General features: G+C 67.0%; 19 protein-coding genes. 9 read left to right on the plus strand and 10 right to left on the minus strand.

What is annotated here, in order from left to right:
- Positions 1–11 precede the first annotated feature (11 nt).
- Complete coding sequence (locus tag AB3X10_RS07450) at positions 12–1268, minus strand: hypothetical protein (protein WP_369980368.1); 1257 nt, start codon at positions 1266–1268, stop codon at positions 12–14.
- Between the two features lie 166 nt (positions 1269–1434).
- On the opposite strand from AB3X10_RS07450, the gene AB3X10_RS07455 reads away from it, so the two are divergent.
- Complete coding sequence (locus AB3X10_RS07455; protein ID WP_369980370.1) at positions 1435–2223, plus strand: dienelactone hydrolase family protein; 789 nt, start codon at positions 1435–1437, stop codon at positions 2221–2223.
- Positions 2224–2322: 99 nt separating this feature from the next.
- Here AB3X10_RS07455 and AB3X10_RS07460 read toward each other — a convergent pair whose 3' ends face one another.
- Complete coding sequence (locus AB3X10_RS07460; protein WP_369980372.1) at positions 2323–3321, minus strand: polyprenyl synthetase family protein; 999 nt, start codon at positions 3319–3321, stop codon at positions 2323–2325.
- 195 nt (positions 3322–3516) lie between these two features.
- Between AB3X10_RS07460 and AB3X10_RS07465 the strand changes: the two genes are divergently transcribed.
- Positions 3517–4029 carry a single-stranded DNA-binding protein gene (locus tag AB3X10_RS07465; protein WP_369980374.1) on the plus strand — a complete coding sequence of 171 codons (513 nt, stop codon included), beginning with the start codon at positions 3517–3519 and terminating at the stop codon, positions 4027–4029.
- A 7-nt stretch (positions 4030–4036) separates the two neighbouring features.
- Here the strand turns inward: AB3X10_RS07465 and AB3X10_RS07470 are convergent, their stop codons facing one another.
- Positions 4037–4336, minus strand: a complete 300-nt coding sequence (locus tag AB3X10_RS07470) for a hypothetical protein (protein ID WP_369981714.1) — start codon at positions 4334–4336, stop codon at positions 4037–4039.
- Between AB3X10_RS07470 and AB3X10_RS07475 the strand changes: the two genes are divergently transcribed.
- The 5 genes from AB3X10_RS07475 to AB3X10_RS07495 all read left to right on the plus strand — a co-directional run bounded on the left by AB3X10_RS07475 (position 4223) and on the right by AB3X10_RS07495 (position 9042).
- Complete coding sequence (locus tag AB3X10_RS07475) at positions 4223–4570, plus strand: hypothetical protein (protein WP_369982000.1); 348 nt, start codon at positions 4223–4225, stop codon at positions 4568–4570. The genes AB3X10_RS07470 and AB3X10_RS07475 overlap by 114 nt on opposite strands.
- 496 nt (positions 4571–5066) lie before the next feature.
- On the plus strand, positions 5067–5963 hold the full coding sequence (locus AB3X10_RS07480) for a hydroxypyruvate isomerase family protein (protein ID WP_369980376.1): 897 nt from the start codon (positions 5067–5069) through the stop codon (positions 5961–5963).
- Positions 5964–5993: 30 nt separating this feature from the next.
- Positions 5994–7679, plus strand: a complete 1686-nt coding sequence (locus AB3X10_RS07485) for a GMC oxidoreductase (RefSeq protein ID WP_369980378.1) — start codon at positions 5994–5996, stop codon at positions 7677–7679.
- Positions 7679–8254, plus strand: coding sequence for a gluconate 2-dehydrogenase subunit 3 family protein (locus tag AB3X10_RS07490; protein ID WP_369980380.1), 576 nt, complete (start codon positions 7679–7681; stop codon positions 8252–8254). The genes AB3X10_RS07485 and AB3X10_RS07490 overlap by 1 nt, the downstream gene beginning before the upstream one ends.
- A 44-nt stretch (positions 8255–8298) precedes the next feature.
- Positions 8299–9042: a 3-keto-disaccharide hydrolase gene (locus AB3X10_RS07495; RefSeq protein WP_369981716.1), complete on the plus strand. Its 744-nt coding sequence runs from the start codon at positions 8299–8301 to the stop codon at positions 9040–9042.
- Between the two features lie 27 nt (positions 9043–9069).
- Here the strand turns inward: AB3X10_RS07495 and AB3X10_RS07500 are convergent, their stop codons facing one another.
- From AB3X10_RS07500 to AB3X10_RS07520, 5 genes are read right to left on the minus strand one after another with little or no spacing between them, the layout of a single operon-like run.
- Positions 9070–9366 carry a c-type cytochrome gene (locus AB3X10_RS07500; RefSeq protein WP_369980382.1) on the minus strand — a complete coding sequence of 99 codons (297 nt, stop codon included), beginning with the start codon at positions 9364–9366 and terminating at the stop codon, positions 9070–9072.
- 18 nt (positions 9367–9384) lie between these two features.
- Positions 9385–10251 (minus strand): sugar phosphate isomerase/epimerase family protein, encoded by an 867-nt coding sequence (locus tag AB3X10_RS07505; protein ID WP_369981718.1) that lies wholly within the window; start codon positions 10249–10251, stop codon positions 9385–9387.
- 19 nt (positions 10252–10270) lie between these two features.
- Positions 10271–11395, minus strand: a complete 1125-nt coding sequence (locus AB3X10_RS07510; protein WP_369980384.1) for a Gfo/Idh/MocA family protein — start codon at positions 11393–11395, stop codon at positions 10271–10273.
- 11 nt (positions 11396–11406) lie between these two features.
- Positions 11407–12621, minus strand: coding sequence for a nucleoside permease (locus AB3X10_RS07515; protein WP_369980386.1), 1215 nt, complete (start codon positions 12619–12621; stop codon positions 11407–11409).
- Between the two features lie 26 nt (positions 12622–12647).
- Entirely contained in the window at positions 12648–13700 is a 1053-nt protein-coding gene (locus AB3X10_RS07520) for a sugar phosphate isomerase/epimerase family protein (RefSeq protein ID WP_369980388.1), read from the minus strand.
- A 95-nt stretch (positions 13701–13795) separates the two neighbouring features.
- On the opposite strand from AB3X10_RS07520, the gene AB3X10_RS07525 reads away from it, so the two are divergent.
- Entirely contained in the window at positions 13796–14803 is a 1008-nt protein-coding gene (locus AB3X10_RS07525; protein ID WP_369980390.1) for a LacI family DNA-binding transcriptional regulator, read from the plus strand.
- Between the two features lie 135 nt (positions 14804–14938).
- Here AB3X10_RS07525 and AB3X10_RS07530 read toward each other — a convergent pair whose 3' ends face one another.
- A complete protein-coding gene (locus tag AB3X10_RS07530) occupies positions 14939–15679 on the minus strand; it encodes a nitroreductase family protein (protein ID WP_369980392.1) in 741 nt (246 codons plus the stop codon).
- Positions 15680–16030: 351 nt separating this feature from the next.
- On the opposite strand from AB3X10_RS07530, the gene AB3X10_RS07535 reads away from it, so the two are divergent.
- Positions 16031–16516: a MarR family winged helix-turn-helix transcriptional regulator gene (locus tag AB3X10_RS07535; RefSeq protein ID WP_369980394.1), complete on the plus strand. Its 486-nt coding sequence runs from the start codon at positions 16031–16033 to the stop codon at positions 16514–16516.
- Between the two features lie 337 nt (positions 16517–16853).
- Here the strand turns inward: AB3X10_RS07535 and AB3X10_RS07540 are convergent, their stop codons facing one another.
- On the minus strand, positions 16854–17486 hold the full coding sequence (locus tag AB3X10_RS07540) for a TetR/AcrR family transcriptional regulator (RefSeq protein ID WP_369980396.1): 633 nt from the start codon (positions 17484–17486) through the stop codon (positions 16854–16856).
- Positions 17487–17506 lie beyond the last annotated feature (20 nt).

The following is a 17506-nucleotide window of genomic DNA, read 5'->3' on the forward strand; positions in this document are numbered from 1 at the left end:
CCCGGCAGCCTTCAGCGGACGACGTTGAAGTCGGAAATGGTGTTGGCGTACTGGCTCTTGCCGGACGACCCTTCCAGGGTCACCGCGATCCCCAGGTCTTCGAGGAAGGCGCGGATGCTGCGCGACTTCTCGTCCGAACAGTCCAGGGCGATGGCATCGCCCTGCAGCGAAGCGAACACGCGCGAGGCCGGGTAGCGCTCGCCGATGCGGCACGACACGGTCACCTCCGACGGTTCGTCGCCGCGGCGTGCCGGCACGTGGGTCATCACCGCCTTGGCGCTGATCGTGGCGCCGGGCTCCCATGACTTGGGAATGTCGAGCTTGAAGGACTGGGTCAGCAATACGCGGCCATCGCCGCCACTCATCAGCGACTTGAGCTGGAACAGTGCGGCCTTCATCTGGCGCTGCACGCGGAAGCGCGGGCTGTAGATCTCGGTGCGGTTCATCAGTCCATCTGCGACCGTCATTTCCACGACGGTGGGCGGCAGGCTGTCCGGCTTGCCGTCCCTTGTCGAGACGTAGCTGTAGCTGAGCGAGGTGAATCTGGGGGCCAGCAGCGGCACGTCCAGCCCATCGCGCACGCCGGCAGGCAAGGGCACGTCTTCGATGCGCGCCGTGGCGGGCGGCTGCGGGTAGTCCGCCCGCGGAATGTCCGGTCGCAGCTGTTCCAGCACGGTGGCGTCCACTGCGCCCTGCAGCGAGCAGCTCACCGTGGTTTTCCCCGGTGCCTCGGATTCCAGGATCAGCACGCGCTCCAGCAGGCGCTTGCCCGAGGCCACGCCGCCCTGGTCATAGGTGGCACGCCATGCGTCGCCCACCCGCACTTCGCTGCGCGCATGCAGCCCGCGCGTGGCGCGCACCGTTTCCGGGTGTTCGATCAGCGGCAGCAGCTGTTTCAGGCTGGTTTCCAGCGGCGCATCGACGATGAAGCCCCAGTACAGGTAATAGCCCAAGTCGCCCATTTCCGAGGCCTTGTCGAAGTAGGCATCCACTTTCAGCCCGCCCAGGGTCGGCGCGCCGCGCAGGGCCACCGTATTGTCGACCAGACCGGCGCGATTGCCGACCGCAATCCAGCTGATGCCGTTGGCGCTGCTCAGGGGAGCATAGGCCTTCCAGGCTTCGGCATTGCTGTGCAGGCTGCCGAAGAAGCTGGCATCGCATCGCGCAAAGGCAGTGAAAGTGTCGTCCAGCGGGGTGTTGGCGGCCTGTGCGTACTGGGTTGGCAGCAGGGTCGAAGCGAGCAGCGCGATGTGCAGCAGGGCCTTCATGCGGAGGTACATCCTTGTGCAGTGGGTGGGGTGACGAAGCGGCGCCTCGCCGCTAGGCGCTATCGGCCGGCAGTTGGAAAGCTGAACCCTCGTTCCGGCGATGGCGCGACCCGCCGGCGGCCATCTTTTGCCACACTGCGGGTTCTTTCCCCGATGGAGCAGGCGCATGAACAAGCGATGGCAGTGGGGTGCGGCGGTGATGTTGGGCCTGGCGGCGGCCCCGGTCTGGGCCGCGATGCAGGCCAAGCCGGTGGAATGGAAGGTCGGCAAGGACAGCTTCAGCGGCGTGCTGGTCTACGACGATGCAGACAAGGATAAGCGCCCGGGCCTGGTGATGGTGCCGAACTGGCGCGGGGTCAACGCCTCGGCGATCGACAAGGCCAAGCAGCTGGCCGGCGACGACTACGTGGTGCTGGTGGCCGACGTCTACGGCAAGGGCAAGCGTCCGGCCAACGATACCGAGGCCGGGCAGTTCGCCGGTGTGTTGAAGAAGGATCCGCCGACGCTGCGCGCGCGTGCGCTGAAGGCGGTCGAGGTGCTGAAGGCGCAGGCCGGATCGGCGCCGCTGGACGCGTCGCGGATCGGCGCGGTCGGCTTCTGTTTCGGCGGCAGCACCGTGCTGGAACTGGTCCGTGCCGGCGCGCCGCTGGCCGGCGCAGTCAGCCTGCATGGCGGCCTGTCCACGCCGGCGCCGGCGGCCGCGGGCAGCGCCAGGACGCCGCTGCTGGTGCTCAACGGCGCCGACGACAAGAGCGTGAGCCGCGACGACATCGCCGCCTTCGAGCAGGAAATGAACGGCGCCGGCGCCGACTGGCAGTTCGTCAACTTCAGCGGCGCGGTGCATTGCTTCGCCGAGGCCGACGCCAACAGCCCGCCGGGTTGCCAGTACAACCCGCGCGCGGCGAAGCGTGCCTATCGCATGCTGCACGATTTCTTCGAAGAGCGATGGGATTAGGGATTCGGGATTGGGGATTCGCAAAAGCGGCAGGATCGCGCCTTTGCGAATCCCAAATTCCCACTCCCACATCCCGTCCGGCGCGCACAGCGCGCCGGATCAATGCTTGCGTTCGACCGCGTAGCGGGCCAGCCCGCGCAGTGCGGCCACGGCCTCGCTTTCCGGCAGGCCGTCCAGCGCGCGTTCGGCGGCGGCGGCGTATTCGGCGGCGCGGCGCCGGCTGTAGTCGAGCCCGCCGCTGGCCTGGATCGCCGCCAGCACTTCCGGCATCGCCTCCGCATCGCCTTGTTCGACGATGTGGCGCAGGCGCTGGCGGGTGGCGTCGTCGGCGTGCGCCATCGCATGGATCAGCGGCAGCGTGGCCTTGCCTTCGGCCAGGTCGTCGCCCAGGTTCTTGCCCAGGTCGGCGGCATCGGCGGTGTAGTCGAGCACGTCGTCGGCGATCTGGAACGCGTAGCCCAGGTGCATGCCGTAGTCGTACAGGCGCTGCTGCACGTCTTCGGACGCACCCGAGGCCATCGCCCCGAGCCGGGTGCCGGCGGCGAACAGCACCGCGGTCTTGCGCTCGATCACGCGCAGGTAGGCGGCCTCGTCGGTATCCGGGTTGTGCACGTGCAGCAGCTGCAGCACCTCGCCCTCGGCGATGCGGTTGGTGGTGTCGGCGAGCAGCCGCATCACCGCCATGCTGTCCAGCTCGACCATCAGCTGGAAGCTGCGCGAGTACAGGAAGTCGCCGACCAGCACGCTGGGCGCGTTGCCCCACAGCGCGTTGGCGGTGCTGCGGCCGCGGCGCAGGTCCGATTCGTCGACCACGTCGTCGTGCAGCAGGGTGGAGGTATGGATGAACTCGACGATCACCGCCAGTTGGTGGTGCATCGGCCCGTCGCCGCCGCAGGCGCGCCCGGCCAGCATCACCAGCATCGGCCGCAGGCGCTTGCCGCCGGCGGAGACGATGTGCTCGGCGATCTGGTTGATCAGCACCACGTCCGAGGCCAGACGGCGGCGGATCAGGGCATCGGCGGCGCTCATGTCGGGCGCGGCCAGCGCCTGGATCTGAGGCAGCCCCAGGGCGGGGCGGAGGTCTTCGGCGAGGCTCATGCGGTCGGACTAGGGGGAATGCGGGGATTATAGGCCACCCCGGCGAGGACAAGCCCGACGCCTGAACCGGGTGAAGGCTGATATCCGTCGAGAGCCCGGTATAATTCACTGTCTGCGTCCGCTCCCCCCGCGGACGACCCCTATCCGACCTGCCCGCGCCCGAGCGGGTTCACCATCCCGAAACGGAAGAATTCCATGGCCCGCGGCATCAACAAAGTCATCCTCGTCGGCAACCTCGGCAACGATCCCGACACCAAGTACACCCAGGCCGGCATGGCGATCACCCGCATCAGCCTGGCCACCACCAGCGTGCGCAAGGACAAGGACGGCAACCAGCAGGAGCGCACCGAATGGCACCGCGTGGTGTTCTTCGGCAAGCTCGGCGAGATCGCCGGCGAGTACCTGCGCAAGGGCAGCTCGGTCTACGTCGAAGGCTCGATCCGTTACGACAAGTACACCGGCCAGGACGGCGTGGAGAAGTACTCCACCGACATCGTCGCCGACGAGATGCAGATGCTCGGCGGCCGCGAAGGCGGCGGTGGCGGCGGCATGGGCGGCGGCGACCGTCCGCAGCGCTCGGCACCACCGCGCCAGGAGCGCCCGAACCAGGGCGGCGGCGGCCAGGACTACGCCCCGCGCCGGCAGCAGCCGGCGCCGCAGCAGGCCGCGCCGATGGACGATTTCGCAGACGACGATATTCCGTTCTGACGAACACTCAGCGGTAAGTGTTGCTAGAGGTCCGAGAAGAGCCCCTTTTCAAGGGGCTTTTCTTTTGCTTAATGGGGCTTGCCCACAGCTGTGAAGTCGTTCTTGTCGAAGTGTCGCTGGGACGGCTACGGCGTACGCCGCTTCGGCGGGGGGCGTAGCGATGCGGCTGTCGGTCGAGCGACGTCGGCATGCAATGTCGATCGAAGACGATGATCTCGATCTGTTCGCTGCGGCCGCCGGCGCCCTCGATCGCAAAGCCCGTCTCGACCTTGTCGCGATCGGGCGAGCAAGCGCGGAAGGCCTCGATCCAGTGGGCTTTGTTGACATTGCCTCGCGTGCCAGGAGGATCGATCGACTGAACGGCGCGGCGAATCTGCAGCGCGAGTTCGCGTCCTGTACCCCGACGAAGGTCGAAGCCAGGCGGTATCGGTCGATCGGGGTGGTCATGGGCATCGTCCTTCCCAGGCTTGGGGAATGTCGGGCCGAAGCGTGCCCGCAAGCGGCGAGTGCCTCTCTGTCCTTGCCTTCGCGGGCAGGTTGATCGCCAGCGTGGCTTCACGAGCGGCCGGCTCGAGCAACGACTTGGCGCGGTCTTTCGTGCCGAGTTCCATGCTGTCGCTCACGGGCGGGGCCAGCCCGGCCGGAACGGGTCGAGTGTCGTGAATGCGCGTGGCCGGCGTGGCGAACCGGCCTGAAACTCGTCGTTGAACCGGCCACCCCAACCATCATCCAGGCAATCCAGTGCCATCGCCTCAAGGAGGAACGACGGTTGCACCGGGTTCTCGCCATGCTTCGCCTGCGTAGCGGGCCATGGTTCACGGATGCCCTCTTTCCGCTGCATACCTAGCAGCACATCTCCTGCGTCGCCCGATATTCCATCACCGTCATGCAGCGACTGGCGCGACAGGCGTTGTGCCCTGCAGCATGGGTTTAGTGCACTGCGGCTTGCAAAAAAGCGATTCCCTACTCTATGGTGCAATCGATTGAATCGCGGCGAATCCTCAGCATTTGATACCGGTTGGGAGGCCGGAAAACGGATGTCTATCCAATCGAGCGGGCCGGCGCCGGCCCCGGGGTTCACGCGGCGGGATGCGCTGCGCGTTGCTGTCGCCGGGAGCCTTGGCCTCGGCGCTGCGGGCATGCTGCCTGCGTTTGCCGCGGCCATGCCGCGCAAGGGCAGCCTGAAGCATTCCGTGGCCCGCTGGACGTTTCCGCAGCAGTCGATCGCCCAGCTTTGCCAGACGGTGAAGGACATTGGGTTCGCCGCCATCGATCTGGTCGGCCCGGCGGATTGGCCCACGCTGAAGGCGAATGGCGTGTACAGCGCGATGTGTAACGGCGCGGAGATGGGCCTGGACAAGGGCTTCGCCGGCAGCCAGTTCCACGACCAGCTGGTCGAGCGCTACACGCGGCACATCGACCTGGTGGCCGATGCCGGCTATCGCAACCTCATCTGTTTTTCCGGCAATCGCAACGGCATGGACCCCCAGGAAGGCATGGCCCACGCCGAAGCGGGACTCAAGCGCATCCTTGGGCATGCCGAGAAGCGCGGCGTCGTGCTGGTGATGGAACTGCTGAACTCCAGGGTCGATCATCCCGACTACCTGTGCGACCACTCGGCATGGGGCGTGGAGCTGTGCCGGCGGATCGGCTCGGACCATTTCGGCCTGCTGTACGACATCTACCACATGCAGATCATGGAGGGCGACATCATCGCCACCATCGGCAAGCATCACGCGTGCTTCAAGCATTACCACACCGCGGGCGTGCCTGGCCGGCACGAGATCGGAGACGATCAGGAACTCCACTATCCCGCCATCTGTCGCGCGATCCGCGATACCGGTTTCGATGGCTATCTGGCGCAGGAATTCATGCCTGCGGCGCCGGATCCCGTCGGCTCGCTGCGCGAGGCGATCCGCCTCTGCGACGTCTGAAACGCTATCCACCCAGGTGAAGTAGAACCCATGGCAGACAATCACTACGACGCCATCGTCGTCGGCTCCGGAATCAGTGGCGGTTGGGCGGCGAAGGAACTGACCGAGAAAGGCCTCAAGGTCCTGATGCTGGAACGCGGACGCAACATCGAGCACGTCAAGGACTATGTCAACGCGATGAAGGAGGTGTGGGATTTTCCGCACCACAACCGGCCGACCCAGGCGATGAAGGCCGACTATCCGGTGTTGAAGCGCGACTACGGCCTGGTCGAGAACCTGCAGGGCATGTGGGCCAACGAAAAGGAATCGCCCTACACCGAGATCAAGCGATTCGACTGGTACCGCGGCTATCACGTCGGCGGCCGTTCGCTGCTGTGGGGACGGCAGAGCTATCGCCTGTCGGACCTGGATTTCCAGGCCAACCTCAAGGACGGCATCGCCACCGATTGGCCGATCCGTTACGCCGACATCGCGCCCTGGTACGACTACGTGGAGAAGTTCGCCGGCATCGCCGGCACGCGCGAGGGCCTGGACGTGTTGCCCGACGGCGAGTTCCTGCCGCCGATCCCGTTGAACATCGTCGAAAAGGACGTGGCCGCGCGGATCAAGAAGGCCTTCGGCGGGACCAGGCACCTGATCCACTCGCGCACCGCGAACATCACCGAGCCCAAGGTCGAGCAGGGCCGCGTCAACTGCCAGTATCGCAACAAGTGCATTTTGGGCTGTCCCTACGGCGCCTATTTCTCGACCCAGTCGGCGACGCTGCCGGCGGCCATGAAGACGGGCAACCTGACCTTGCGGCCCTTCTCGATCGTCAAGGAAGTGCTCTACGACAAGGACCGCAAGCGTGCGCGGGGCGTGGAGATCATCGATGCCGAGAGCGGACAGACCTATCAGTACACGGCCAACGTCATCTTCCTCAACGCATCCTCCTTCAACTCGACCTGGCTGCTGATGAACTCGGCCACCGACGTCTGGGACGGCGGGCTGGGCTCCTCGTCCGGCGAGTTGGGGCACAACGTGATGGACCATCATTTCGGCGCCGGCGCCTCCGGCCGGGTCGAGGGCTACGACGACAAGTACTACTTCGGCCGTCGGCCCTGCGGCTTCTACATTCCGCGTTTCCGCAACGTCGCCGCGGACAGGCGCGGCTACCTGCGCGGGTTCGGCTACCAGGGCGGCGCCAGCCGCACCGGGTGGTCGCGCGAGATCGCCGAGCTGAACATCGGCGCCGACCTGAAGGACGCGCTGACCCTGCCGGGCGAATGGCGCATCGGCATGACCGGATTCGGCGAAATGCTGCCTCACCACGACAATACGATTCGCCTGGACCCGCAGCGCAAGGACAAATGGGGGTTGCCGGTGCTGGCGATGGATGTGTCCCTGCGCGCGAACGAAAAGGCCATGCGCAAGGACATGGCCGCCGATGCCGCGGAGATGTTCGAGGCCGCCGGCGTCAAGGACGTGCAGATGCACGACGACGACTACGCCCCGGGCAAGGGCATCCACGAGATGGGCACCGCCCGCATGGGCCGCGACCGCAGCAACTCGGTGCTGAACCAGCACAACCAGGTCTGGGATGCGCCGAACGTCTACGTGACCGACGGCGCCTGCATGACCTCCAGCGCCTGCGTGAATCCCTCGCTGACCTACATGGCGCTGACCGCACGGGCAGCGGACCATGCGGTGCGCGAACTGAAAGCGGGGAACCTGTGATGGAACGCCGCGAACTGCTGAAGATGATCGTCGCCGCCACGGGCGCGGCCATGGTCGGCCTGCCCGCGCTCGTCCATGGACAGGCGCCGGCCGCGGGGGCGAAGACGCTCTTCTCCGCCGCCGATGTCGGCACGCTGGACGAGATCGCCGAGACCATCCTGCCGCGGACCGCAACGCCCGGGGCGAAGGAAGCCGGCGCCGGCCCGTTCATGGCGCAATTCGTCAGCGACTGCTACACCGCCCGGCAGCAGGCGGCGTTCCGCGCCGGCCTGCTCGAGATCGACAAACGCGCCGGCGGCCGCTTCGTGTCGCTGGCGCCGCAGGCGCGCACCAAGCTGCTGCGCGCCCTGGATGCAGAAGCCAGGAAACATGTCGTCGAAACGACCGATACCGGCACCGCCGAAATGGCGGAAGCGATGCCGCATTACTTCACGATGATCAAGCAGCTGGCCATCTTCAGCTTCTTCACCTCGAAGGTCGCCGCGACCGAAGTGCTGCGCTACGTCGCCGTGCCGGGCCGCTACGACGGCGACATGGCCTATGCGCCCGGTACGCCCGCCTGGGCGACCAACTGATGGACCGCAACGATTCGCCCATGCGCCACTTTCCCGGGAACACGATGACCAGACCCCTCCTGATGGCGGCCTGCCTGCTGGCCGCGGCGCCTGCGTTCGCGCAGGCCAGCGACGACCCCGCGCGCGATCCGAAGAAGACCGAGGTGTGGAAACCCGTGCCCGCGATGGTGGCCACGCCCCCGGGCGGCGCGCCCTCCGACGCGATCGTGCTGTTCGACGGCAAGGATCTCTCCGCCTGGGAGTCGGAGCAGGGCGGACGTGTGCCCTGGAGCGTCGCCGACGGCGCGCTGACCGTGGTCCCGGGGAGCAAGGGCATCCGCACCAGGCAGCGCTTCTGCGACATCCAACTGCATGTCGAGTGGCGCACGCCCACCGCGACCCGGGGGTTCGAAGGCCAGCAGCGAGGCAACAGCGGCATCTTCCTGCAGGAGCTGTACGAGCTGCAGGTGCTCGACAGTTACAACAATCCGACCTATGCCAATGGCCAGGCCGGCGCAATCTACAAGCAGGCCATTCCGCTGGTGAACGCGTCGCGTGCGCCAGGCCAGTGGCAGGCCTACGACATCATCTGGAAGGCGCCCCGCTTCTCGCAGGGGGGCGGGCTCACCTCACCCGCCCGCATCACCGTCCTCCATAACGGCGTGCTGGTGCAGGACGACACCGTGCTGTCGGGCAAGACCGAGTACATCGGCGCGCCTTCGTACTCGCCGCATGCGTGCGCGCCGATCTCCCTGCAGGAGCACGATTCCAAGGTCAGCTACCGCAACATCTGGGTGCGCGAGCTGTAGCGCCGGCGCGCAGTTGGCGCCGGCATCCTATTGCGCCAGGAAGCTGGCGAGGTCGTCGACCTCCTGTTGCGACAGCTGGGGAAAGGGCGGCATCAACCCGCCGCCCTTGCTGATCTTCTCCTTGATCTGCGCGGGCTGCAGCCGCTTGCCCACGTCGGTGAGCGCGGGGAACGTGGGCGGGACGCCCGCGCGATTGGCGCCGTGGCAGGCCGTGCAGTGTGTTGCGTAGAGCTGCGCGCCGGCCGTCGGCTCGTCCTTGGACCACGCCGTGGTCGCAAGCGTCGCCCCCAGCAGCGCCGCGGCCATCGTCAGGATCGTTTTCAAGCGGGACTCCTTTGCGCGCTAGCGATGCGTGCCGGCGGGCAGGCTGGCGGGCAGGTGTGCACGCAGGTAGTCGGCACCGGTCTGGATGACCGTGGCCGGATCGCGCGGACGGTCGTGCTCGATGATGTACCAGCGCACGCCGGCACCCGCCGCGGCAGGCAGGATCGCGTTCCAGTCCAGTACGCCGCGGCCCACGGCGGCGAAGCCGCCCTCGTCCTCGGCCTGGCCTTTCGGGGCATTGTCCTTGGCGTGTACCGCGAACATGCGGCCCTTGAACTTGCCCAGCATCACCGCCGGGTCGTAGCCTGCGCGCGCAACCCAGGCCAGGTCCAACTCGGTCTCGAGATCGGGGCCGGCCGCTGCGAACAGCAGCTCCAGGCCCGTCTTGCCATCGAAGTCGACCAGCTCGAAGTCGTGGTTGTGGTAGGCCAGGCGCATGCCCTTGGCCCGCACCCGCTTCGAGAGTTGGCCCAGTTCCTTGCCCAATGCGGTCCAGCCCGCTGCATCGGTTGGCCGATCCTTCTGGTCCAGGTAAGGCACTACCAGCGTGGTGTTGCCGATCGATCGGTTGAAGGCGACTGCGGCGTCCAGGTCCTTGCGCAGATCCGCCAGTTGCACGTGCGACGAGATCGCCTTGATCGAATACTTGTCCAGTAGCCGCTTGAGTTCCACGGCGCTGACGTCCTGCGTGCCGACCGTTTCCACCGCGCCCACGCCCGCGTCGTGGACGATCTTCAGCTGTTGGTCGAGCGAGCCGGCGTTGCGCAGCGTGTACATCTGCACCGCGATGGGCTTTTGCGGGCCGGCGGCGTCGCGTGCGAAGGCGGGCAGGGCGACGAGGAAGAGCAGGGCGAGGGTCGCGGTCCTGCGTGTCGGTGTGTTCATCAAGAAGTCCTCCCGGGATTCAATCGATGGATGTCCAGCCGCGCGTTCTGGCCGATGTGATGACGCGATCGACGATCAGCGCCGAGCGCACCCCGTCGTCGAAGGTGGGCAGGCCTTCCGGCCGCTCGCCTTGGATGGCGCGATAGGTGTCGGCGACGAACGCCTCGAAGCAATTGCCGTAGCCCTGCGCGTGCCCGGCCGGCAACACCGACAGCCGGCGTTGTTCGGCACTGCCGGCACCCGGCCCGCGCACGAAGGTTTCCTCGCGCTGGTCGGGCAGGCCGATCCACAGCCGTTCGGCGTCCTCCTGGTCGAACGCCACGCTGGCCCTGGCGCCGTCGATCTCGAACCAGAGGCGATTGCGGCGTCCCGCCGAGACCTGGCTGACTGTCAACGACGCCAGCGTGCCTGCGCCGGTTCTGAACATCGCCGCGGCCACGTCCTCGCTCGAGACCGCCTGCATCGCGCCACCCGCCGTCGGCGTGCTGAAGCTCTGCCCGGTGAGGGCGCCGCGCTCGGCGATCACGGTCGCGAACGCCGCGCTGACCTCGACGAAACGCTCGCCGCCGACCCATTCCACCAGGTCGCACCAGTGCGAGCCGATGTCGGCGAACACGCGCGAGGCGCCGCCCAGCGCCGGGTCCACGCGCCAGTTGTTGCTGGCGGGGTCCAGCAGCCAGTCCTGCAGGTAGCTGCCGTGGATCAGGCGCAATGGCCCCAGCTCGCCCTGCGCGATGCGTGCGCGCGCCTCGCGGACCACCGGGTGGTAGCGGTAGACGAAGGGGACCGTGGCGACCAGCCCGGTCGCGGCGGCCAATGCCGCCAATGCCTGGGCGTCTTCCAGCGTCGTGGCCAGCGGCTTTTCGCAGATCACGTGCTTGCCGGCTTCCAGCGCCGCCTGCGCCATGGCGCGGTGCAGATGGTTGGGCGTGCAGACGTGCACGACCTGCACCTGCGGATCTGCCACCACGTCCTCGATGTCGCGATAAGCGCGCGGCACATCCCATGACTGGGCCACGTCGCGTGCGCGTTGCGGGGAAGAGGCGGCGATGCCGCGCACCTGGGCACCGGCCAGCAGCGCCGCGCGACGATGCACGGCGCCGATCATGCCCGTGCCGACAATGGCGATTCCAAGCTTGCTCATCGGATGGGGTCTCAGTGCGTGGAGGGCACGGCGGCGGCCGGCCGGTCGCGGAACAGCAACAGGAAGGCGACCAGCACCACCAACGCCACGCCTGCCGGGAACAGCCAGATCCGCTGCCAGTCCGGACCCGCCGCCGTGGTGTAGTGCTCCACGACCGCGCCGGACAGGAACGTGCCGATCAACATGCCCACGCCGTACGTGGCCAGGGTGATGAACCCCTGCGCGCTGCTGCGCGCGGCGGGGCCGGCATGCGCATCGGTGTAGATCTGGCCGGTGACGAAGAAGAAGTCGTAGCAGATGCCGTGCAGCACGATGCCGATCACCAGCAGCGAGAAGCCGCCGCCCGCATCGCCGAAGGCGAACATGGCGTAGCGCAGCACCCACGCCGCCATGCCCACCGCCAGCATCGTCTTGACCCCCAGCCGCACGAACAGGAACGGCATGGCCAGCATCAGCAGCACTTCGGACACCTGGCCCAGCGATTGCAGCCCGGCCGCGCCGCGCACGCCCAGATCGTTGAGATACGGGTTGGTGAAGTTGTAGTAGAACGCCAGCGGGATGCAGATGGCGATGGACGCAAGGAAGAACACCAGATAGGAGCGCGACTTCAGCAGCCGCAGCGAGTCCAGCCCCAGGATCTGCCCCAGCCCGGCGTCGCGCTGTCGCGCCAGCGGCGGCGTGTGCGGCAGGGTGAAGGCATACAGGCCCAGCGCCAGCGATGCCATCGCCGCCATCCGGAACGTCAGCTCGAGCCGGTGCGCCTGTTCCCAGCCCAGCCAGCCGATCAGCACGCCCGCCACGATCCAGCCGACGCTGCCGGCCACCCGCACCGGCGGGAACTGCTTTTCGGGCGATTGCATGTGCCGCATCGCCACGCTGTTGGCCAGCGCCAGCGTCGGCATGAACAGCAGCATGTAGCCCATGACGCAGCCGAAGAACATGCCGAAGCTCGTCGCGGTGGACGCCAGCCACATGAGCACCGCGCCGGCGAGGTGCAGCACCGCGAGGATGCGCTGCGCCGCGAAGTAGCGATCGGCGATCAGACCGACCAGGAATGGCGCCAGGATGGCGCCGATGGACTGGCTGAGGAAGGCCGTCGCCACCTGGCTCGCGCTGGCCTGCATGGGGCCCTGCACCAGGTACGTGCCCAGGGTCACGAACCATGCCCCCCAGATGAAGAACTGCAGAAACATCATCGCGCCCAAGCGCGACATGGTGTGCGTCATGGCTTGCCCTCCCAGGCGGTATTGGCTCAGGTCCCCAGCATGCGGCGCAGCGATTCCGGATCGGCGCCGCTGTCGGCAAAGTCGTCGAAGGCGCGTTCGGTCACGCGGATGATGTGGTCGCGGATGAACGCGGCACCCTCGCGTGCGCCGTCTTCCGGATGCTTCAGGCAGCACTCCCACTCCAGCACCGCCCAGCCCGGGAAATCGTATTGCGCGAACTTCGAGAAGATCGCCTTGAAGTCGATCTGGCCGTCGCCGAGCGAGCGGAACCGCCCCGGACGATCGATCCAGTCCTGATAACCGCCATAGACGCCGCTGCGCGCACTGGCGCGATACTCCGCGTCCTTGACGTGGAAGATGCCGATGCGCGCGTGATACCGGTCGATGAAGCCCAGGTAGTCCATCTGCTGCAGCAGCAGGTGGCTGGGGTCGTACAGGATCCTGGCGCGCGGGTGGTGGTCGACCACATCGAGGAAGCGCTCGAAGGTCGCGCCGTCGTGCAGGTCCTCGCCCGGGTGGATCTCGAAGCACAGGTCCACGCCGCAGGCGTCGAAGGCATCCAGGATGGGGCGCCAGCGGCGGCCGAGTTCGGCGAACGCTGCTTCCACCAGCCCGGGCGGGCGTTGCGGCCAGGGGTAGAAGTAAGGCCAGGCCAGCGCGCCGGAGAACGTGGCATGCGCCGTCAGCCCCAGGCGCTTGCTGGCCTTGGCGGCCAGCAGCAGCTGCTCCACCGCCCAGGCCTGGCGGGCGGCGGGATCGCCGCGTTTGTCCGGCGGGGCGAATCCGTCGAACAGGTGGTCGTAGGCGGGGTGGACGGCGACCAGCTGCCCCTGCAGGTGGGTGGACAGCTCGGTGATCTGCAGGCCATGCCCGGCCAGCATGCCGGCGACGTCGTCGCAGTAAGCTTGGCTCTGCGCGGCCTGGGCCAGATCGAACAGGTGGGGCGCGCTGGTGGGTACTTGTACGCCAGAATAACCCAGGCCCGCGGCCCATTCGGCCAGCGTGTCCAAGCGATCGAAGGGAGGTGTGTCGGCGATGAACTGTGCCAGGAACAGTGCCGGACCTTTGAGCGTCTTCAACGTGATTCGCCCTCATGCAATCGATTGAATCATCCTAGCATGGGCTTCCCGCAAGACCCGTTGTGCACTGCACAGCAGAAACAAGAAGCAAGGTCATGGCAACAACCATCTACGACATCGCAAAGCACGTCGGCGTCACCGCCGGCACCGTGTCGCGGGCGCTCTCCCGGCCGGAAAAAGTCCTGCCGGCCACGCGCACGCGCATCGAGCAGGCCGCCGCCGCGCTGGGCTATGTCCCCAACACGGTGGCCAGGACGCTCAAGACCCAGCGCAGCGGCAAGCTCCTGGTCACCGTCCCGGACATCGCCAATCCCTTCTTTGCCCAGATCCTGCAGGGCGCGGAGGATGCAGCGCAGGCTGTCGGCTACGCGGTCCTGCTGGGCGATACCCAGCACCAGCCCGACCGCGAGGAGCGCTACGCGCAGATGCTCCGGCGCAACGAGGCGGACGGCCTGATCGTGCTGGGGCACCGCCTCCCGCCGACGGCGCGCGCGATCGTCAAGCAGCTGGGCGCCGCCGCGCCGGTGGTCAACGGATGCGAGTTCGACCCGGCGCTGGGCATTCCCAGCGTCCACATCGACAACGCGGCCGCCGCGCGCGCGGTGATGGAACACCTGTATGGACTGGGGCACGAGCGGATCGCCGTGGTGGGCGGCCCGCCCGACAACCCCCTGCACCAGCAACGGCTGCAAGGGGCACGGGCCTGCGGCAAGGCGCGCGGCCGTGTGCGCAACCTGACCGTCGTGCCGGGCGACTTCTCCGTGGAATCCGGCCATGCGGCTGCGATGGCGCTATTGGCCCGTGCGCCCGCGCCGACCGCGATCTTCTGCTTCAGCGATCAGATGGCGCTGGGCGCCCTGGCGGCCTGCCGGGACCTTGGCATCCGCGTGCCGGACGACCTGTCCATCGTCGGCTTCGACGACCTGGCATCGTCCAGTTACCTCACGCCGCCATTGACGACCGTCAGGCAACCCATGCGCGAGATCGGTGTCCGCGCGGTCAACCTGCTGCTCGCCATCATCGAAAGGGTGGACGTGCCGCTGCAGCAGACGCTGGATTTCAGCTTGATGTTGCGTGGCTCCACTGCTGCGCCACGGGGGTAGGGGACGGCAGGGGGGGCAATCGGGATTGTTGGCGCAATTGTCCCAGTCGATGGCCATGTCGCTGGCCAGCAGTGGGTTCCGGCCCTCGTGCAGGCGCCCGGCGTGGCCGAGCGCCAAGCTCCTTGTGGCATCCGGCTAATGCGTCACCACGACCTCGTCCATCGGGCGACGCCAGCGTTCCTCGATCCTGGCATGGTCTGCGCGATATCCCAGCGCGATGATGAGCGGAATGACGGTTCCGCGCGGAAGATTCAGGGCCTTGGCGACGTTGCTCGCGGAAAACCCTTCCATCGGACAGGAGTCGATTCCTCTCGCAGCCGCTGCAAGCATGAGCGTATGTGCGGCAAAGGCCGCATTGCGTGCGGTCCAATGGCGACTGCCGATATGGCCGACCGGCAGCAGCGACAGTGCCGGACGAATCAATGCGGCGACCGCCAGAATGGGCGACCACACGGGCAGCCCGCCAATGCCAAGGATCTTCAGGAATTTCCCCGCCTGCTTGCGGTGGTACGCCTTGGATTTGAGCTCGAGCGTTGCGGAGCGTTCGACATGGGAAAGCTGGGCATGCGCCGTGCGCCTTGCGATGTCGGGGCTGGCGACGACAACGATGAGATCCGTAGCGGAACTGGCCGCTTTCTGGCCATCGCATGCCGCTGCAACGTCGGACCTGGCCTGCGCGCTCCGGATCCAGTGGAACTGGTACGGCTGTAGATTCCCGCTCGACGGCGCGAATACCGCTTCGCCCAGCAACGCGCGGACGTCTTCCTCCGGGATGGTCTTGGAGTCGAAGTCGCGGATTGCGCGGCGGAAACGGTTCGTGGCCTGGAATTCGACCCAGCGCTGTGGTGCTGCTTGATTGTTCACATCGATGTCCATGGGGATGCCTCGGAAAAGCGAGCGGTCGGTGGTTGTCGACCCCGGTGGCTGCGGGCCGTGGCGAGTCCAATTCTGGGAAGCGGGTGACGGAGGGCGCTGCAGCGTTGGCAATGGACGGGACTAACCATTCGCGCACCATGGAGAGCTGGCTGGCACGCCTTTTCCGAGCGGCCCGCAAGGGCGCGCGTCGATCCGCAATCTGCCATCAACCTTGAGGGCAGCCGGCCCACCGACACGCTTGCCGAGTCGATGGACCGCAGGATGTGTAAGGTGGCGTCTGCCAGCCGGCTCGGCGTCCAGTGCGGAATGTGTGTATATTGCACCTAATACATGAAGGCCGACTTAAGATCGATGAAGAAGGTAGAAAACACCCAGAAGGCGGATCGGCTCCGCGCCCTGCACGGGGCGCTGCTGGAGATCGTCGGCGTCATGAACCGGCCTCAGCGCGACGAGGCGATGATCCGCGAGGCGGGGATCGCCCTGGAAAGGGCGCTGTTTCCCCTGCTGGTGCTGGTCGAGCGGCTTGGCCCGATCGGCGTCGTTGAACTGGCAGATCGCGTTGGGCGCGACTACACCACCGTCAGCCGGCAGGTTGCGAAGCTGGAAGAACATGGCCTGGTGAATCGCCGGGAAAACGAGGTGGACCGGCGCGTTCGCGAGGCTGTCGTCACCAAGAAAGGCAAGGCGATGACCGATCGCGTGGATGAGGCGCGTCAGCGGATGGGCCTTGCGGTGTTTGCCGACTGGGAAGAGCGCGACGTCGAGGAACTGGTACGTCTGATCTGCAAGTTCGCGGACGGCATCAAGGACGCCGTCCCGGCAGATCGTCAGAAGTGACGCGTGCGCTGCACCCGTCGACCTTGCAGGGTGCCGGTTCCGGCGATCGGAGCAGGCAGTGCCCGACGACGGGACGCGGCCGTTTCGGCGTGCCACATGGAGGCATGCCGGCGCCCGCGGGGATGGCCTCCCGAATCGATCGAAGCCCGTGGCATCGGCCTTGCCCAGCGTCGGGCCGATCGCAGCGTGCGCGTCTGATCGTGCCCTGATCCCGAAATCCCGATGCCGCCGACACGGGCTGGCCCGACGCGCCATGCGATGGCTTGCGCGTTTCGGAGTTCAGTGCGCTGCGGCGCGCCTGGACGCTGGCGAAGAACCGGGCGGCTGTCCGCAGACGTCACTGGCGATCGAACAGGATCTGATCCATGAATCCGCTCAGGGTGGCCTGTGCGAGTGGGTTGCTGAGAAAGTCCGGCGTCGACGTGGTGAAGGCCTGAACCCCTTGCAGAAGGGCGGCGAAACCGATCGCGAGGACGTTCGAGGGCATCCCGGTGCGGATGCCGGGGTGCGCTCGAAAGGCATCCATCAGCTGGACGATCTGGCCATGCTCATGCTCCATCAACTCGTTGAAGCGTTGGCGGAAATCGGCGTCGCGCATCGACAGCAGCCTGGCCTCGGCGCAAAGCAGGAAGTACTCGCGTTGATCGAGCAGCTTGCCGTAGTAGGCGAGCAGCGCCGAACGCATCTGCTCACCGTCGCTGCCGCTCGCGGCGATCTCATGGGCCTCGCTCATCATCGACGCGTAGCTGCGCAACAGCAGTTCAAGCAGAATCTGCGGCTTGCCATCGAAGTTCGAATAGAAGGCGCCGCGCGTGAAGCCCGCGGCGGCGGTGATGTCCTCGATCGTCGCGCCGGCGTAGCCCTGCTCCAGGAACAGGGTGTGCGCGGTTTCCAGCAACCGCTCGCGGGTGAGGTCCTTGCTCTCTTGTCGCGTCAACCGCTTGGGTTTGATGGCGTGCTGCTTTTGCATGTGTGGTCTGGGTGTCCTCG

The organism is Xanthomonas sp. DAR 80977 (genome assembly GCF_041240605.1).
Taxonomy (GTDB): domain Bacteria; phylum Pseudomonadota; class Gammaproteobacteria; order Xanthomonadales; family Xanthomonadaceae; genus Xanthomonas_A; species Xanthomonas_A bundabergensis.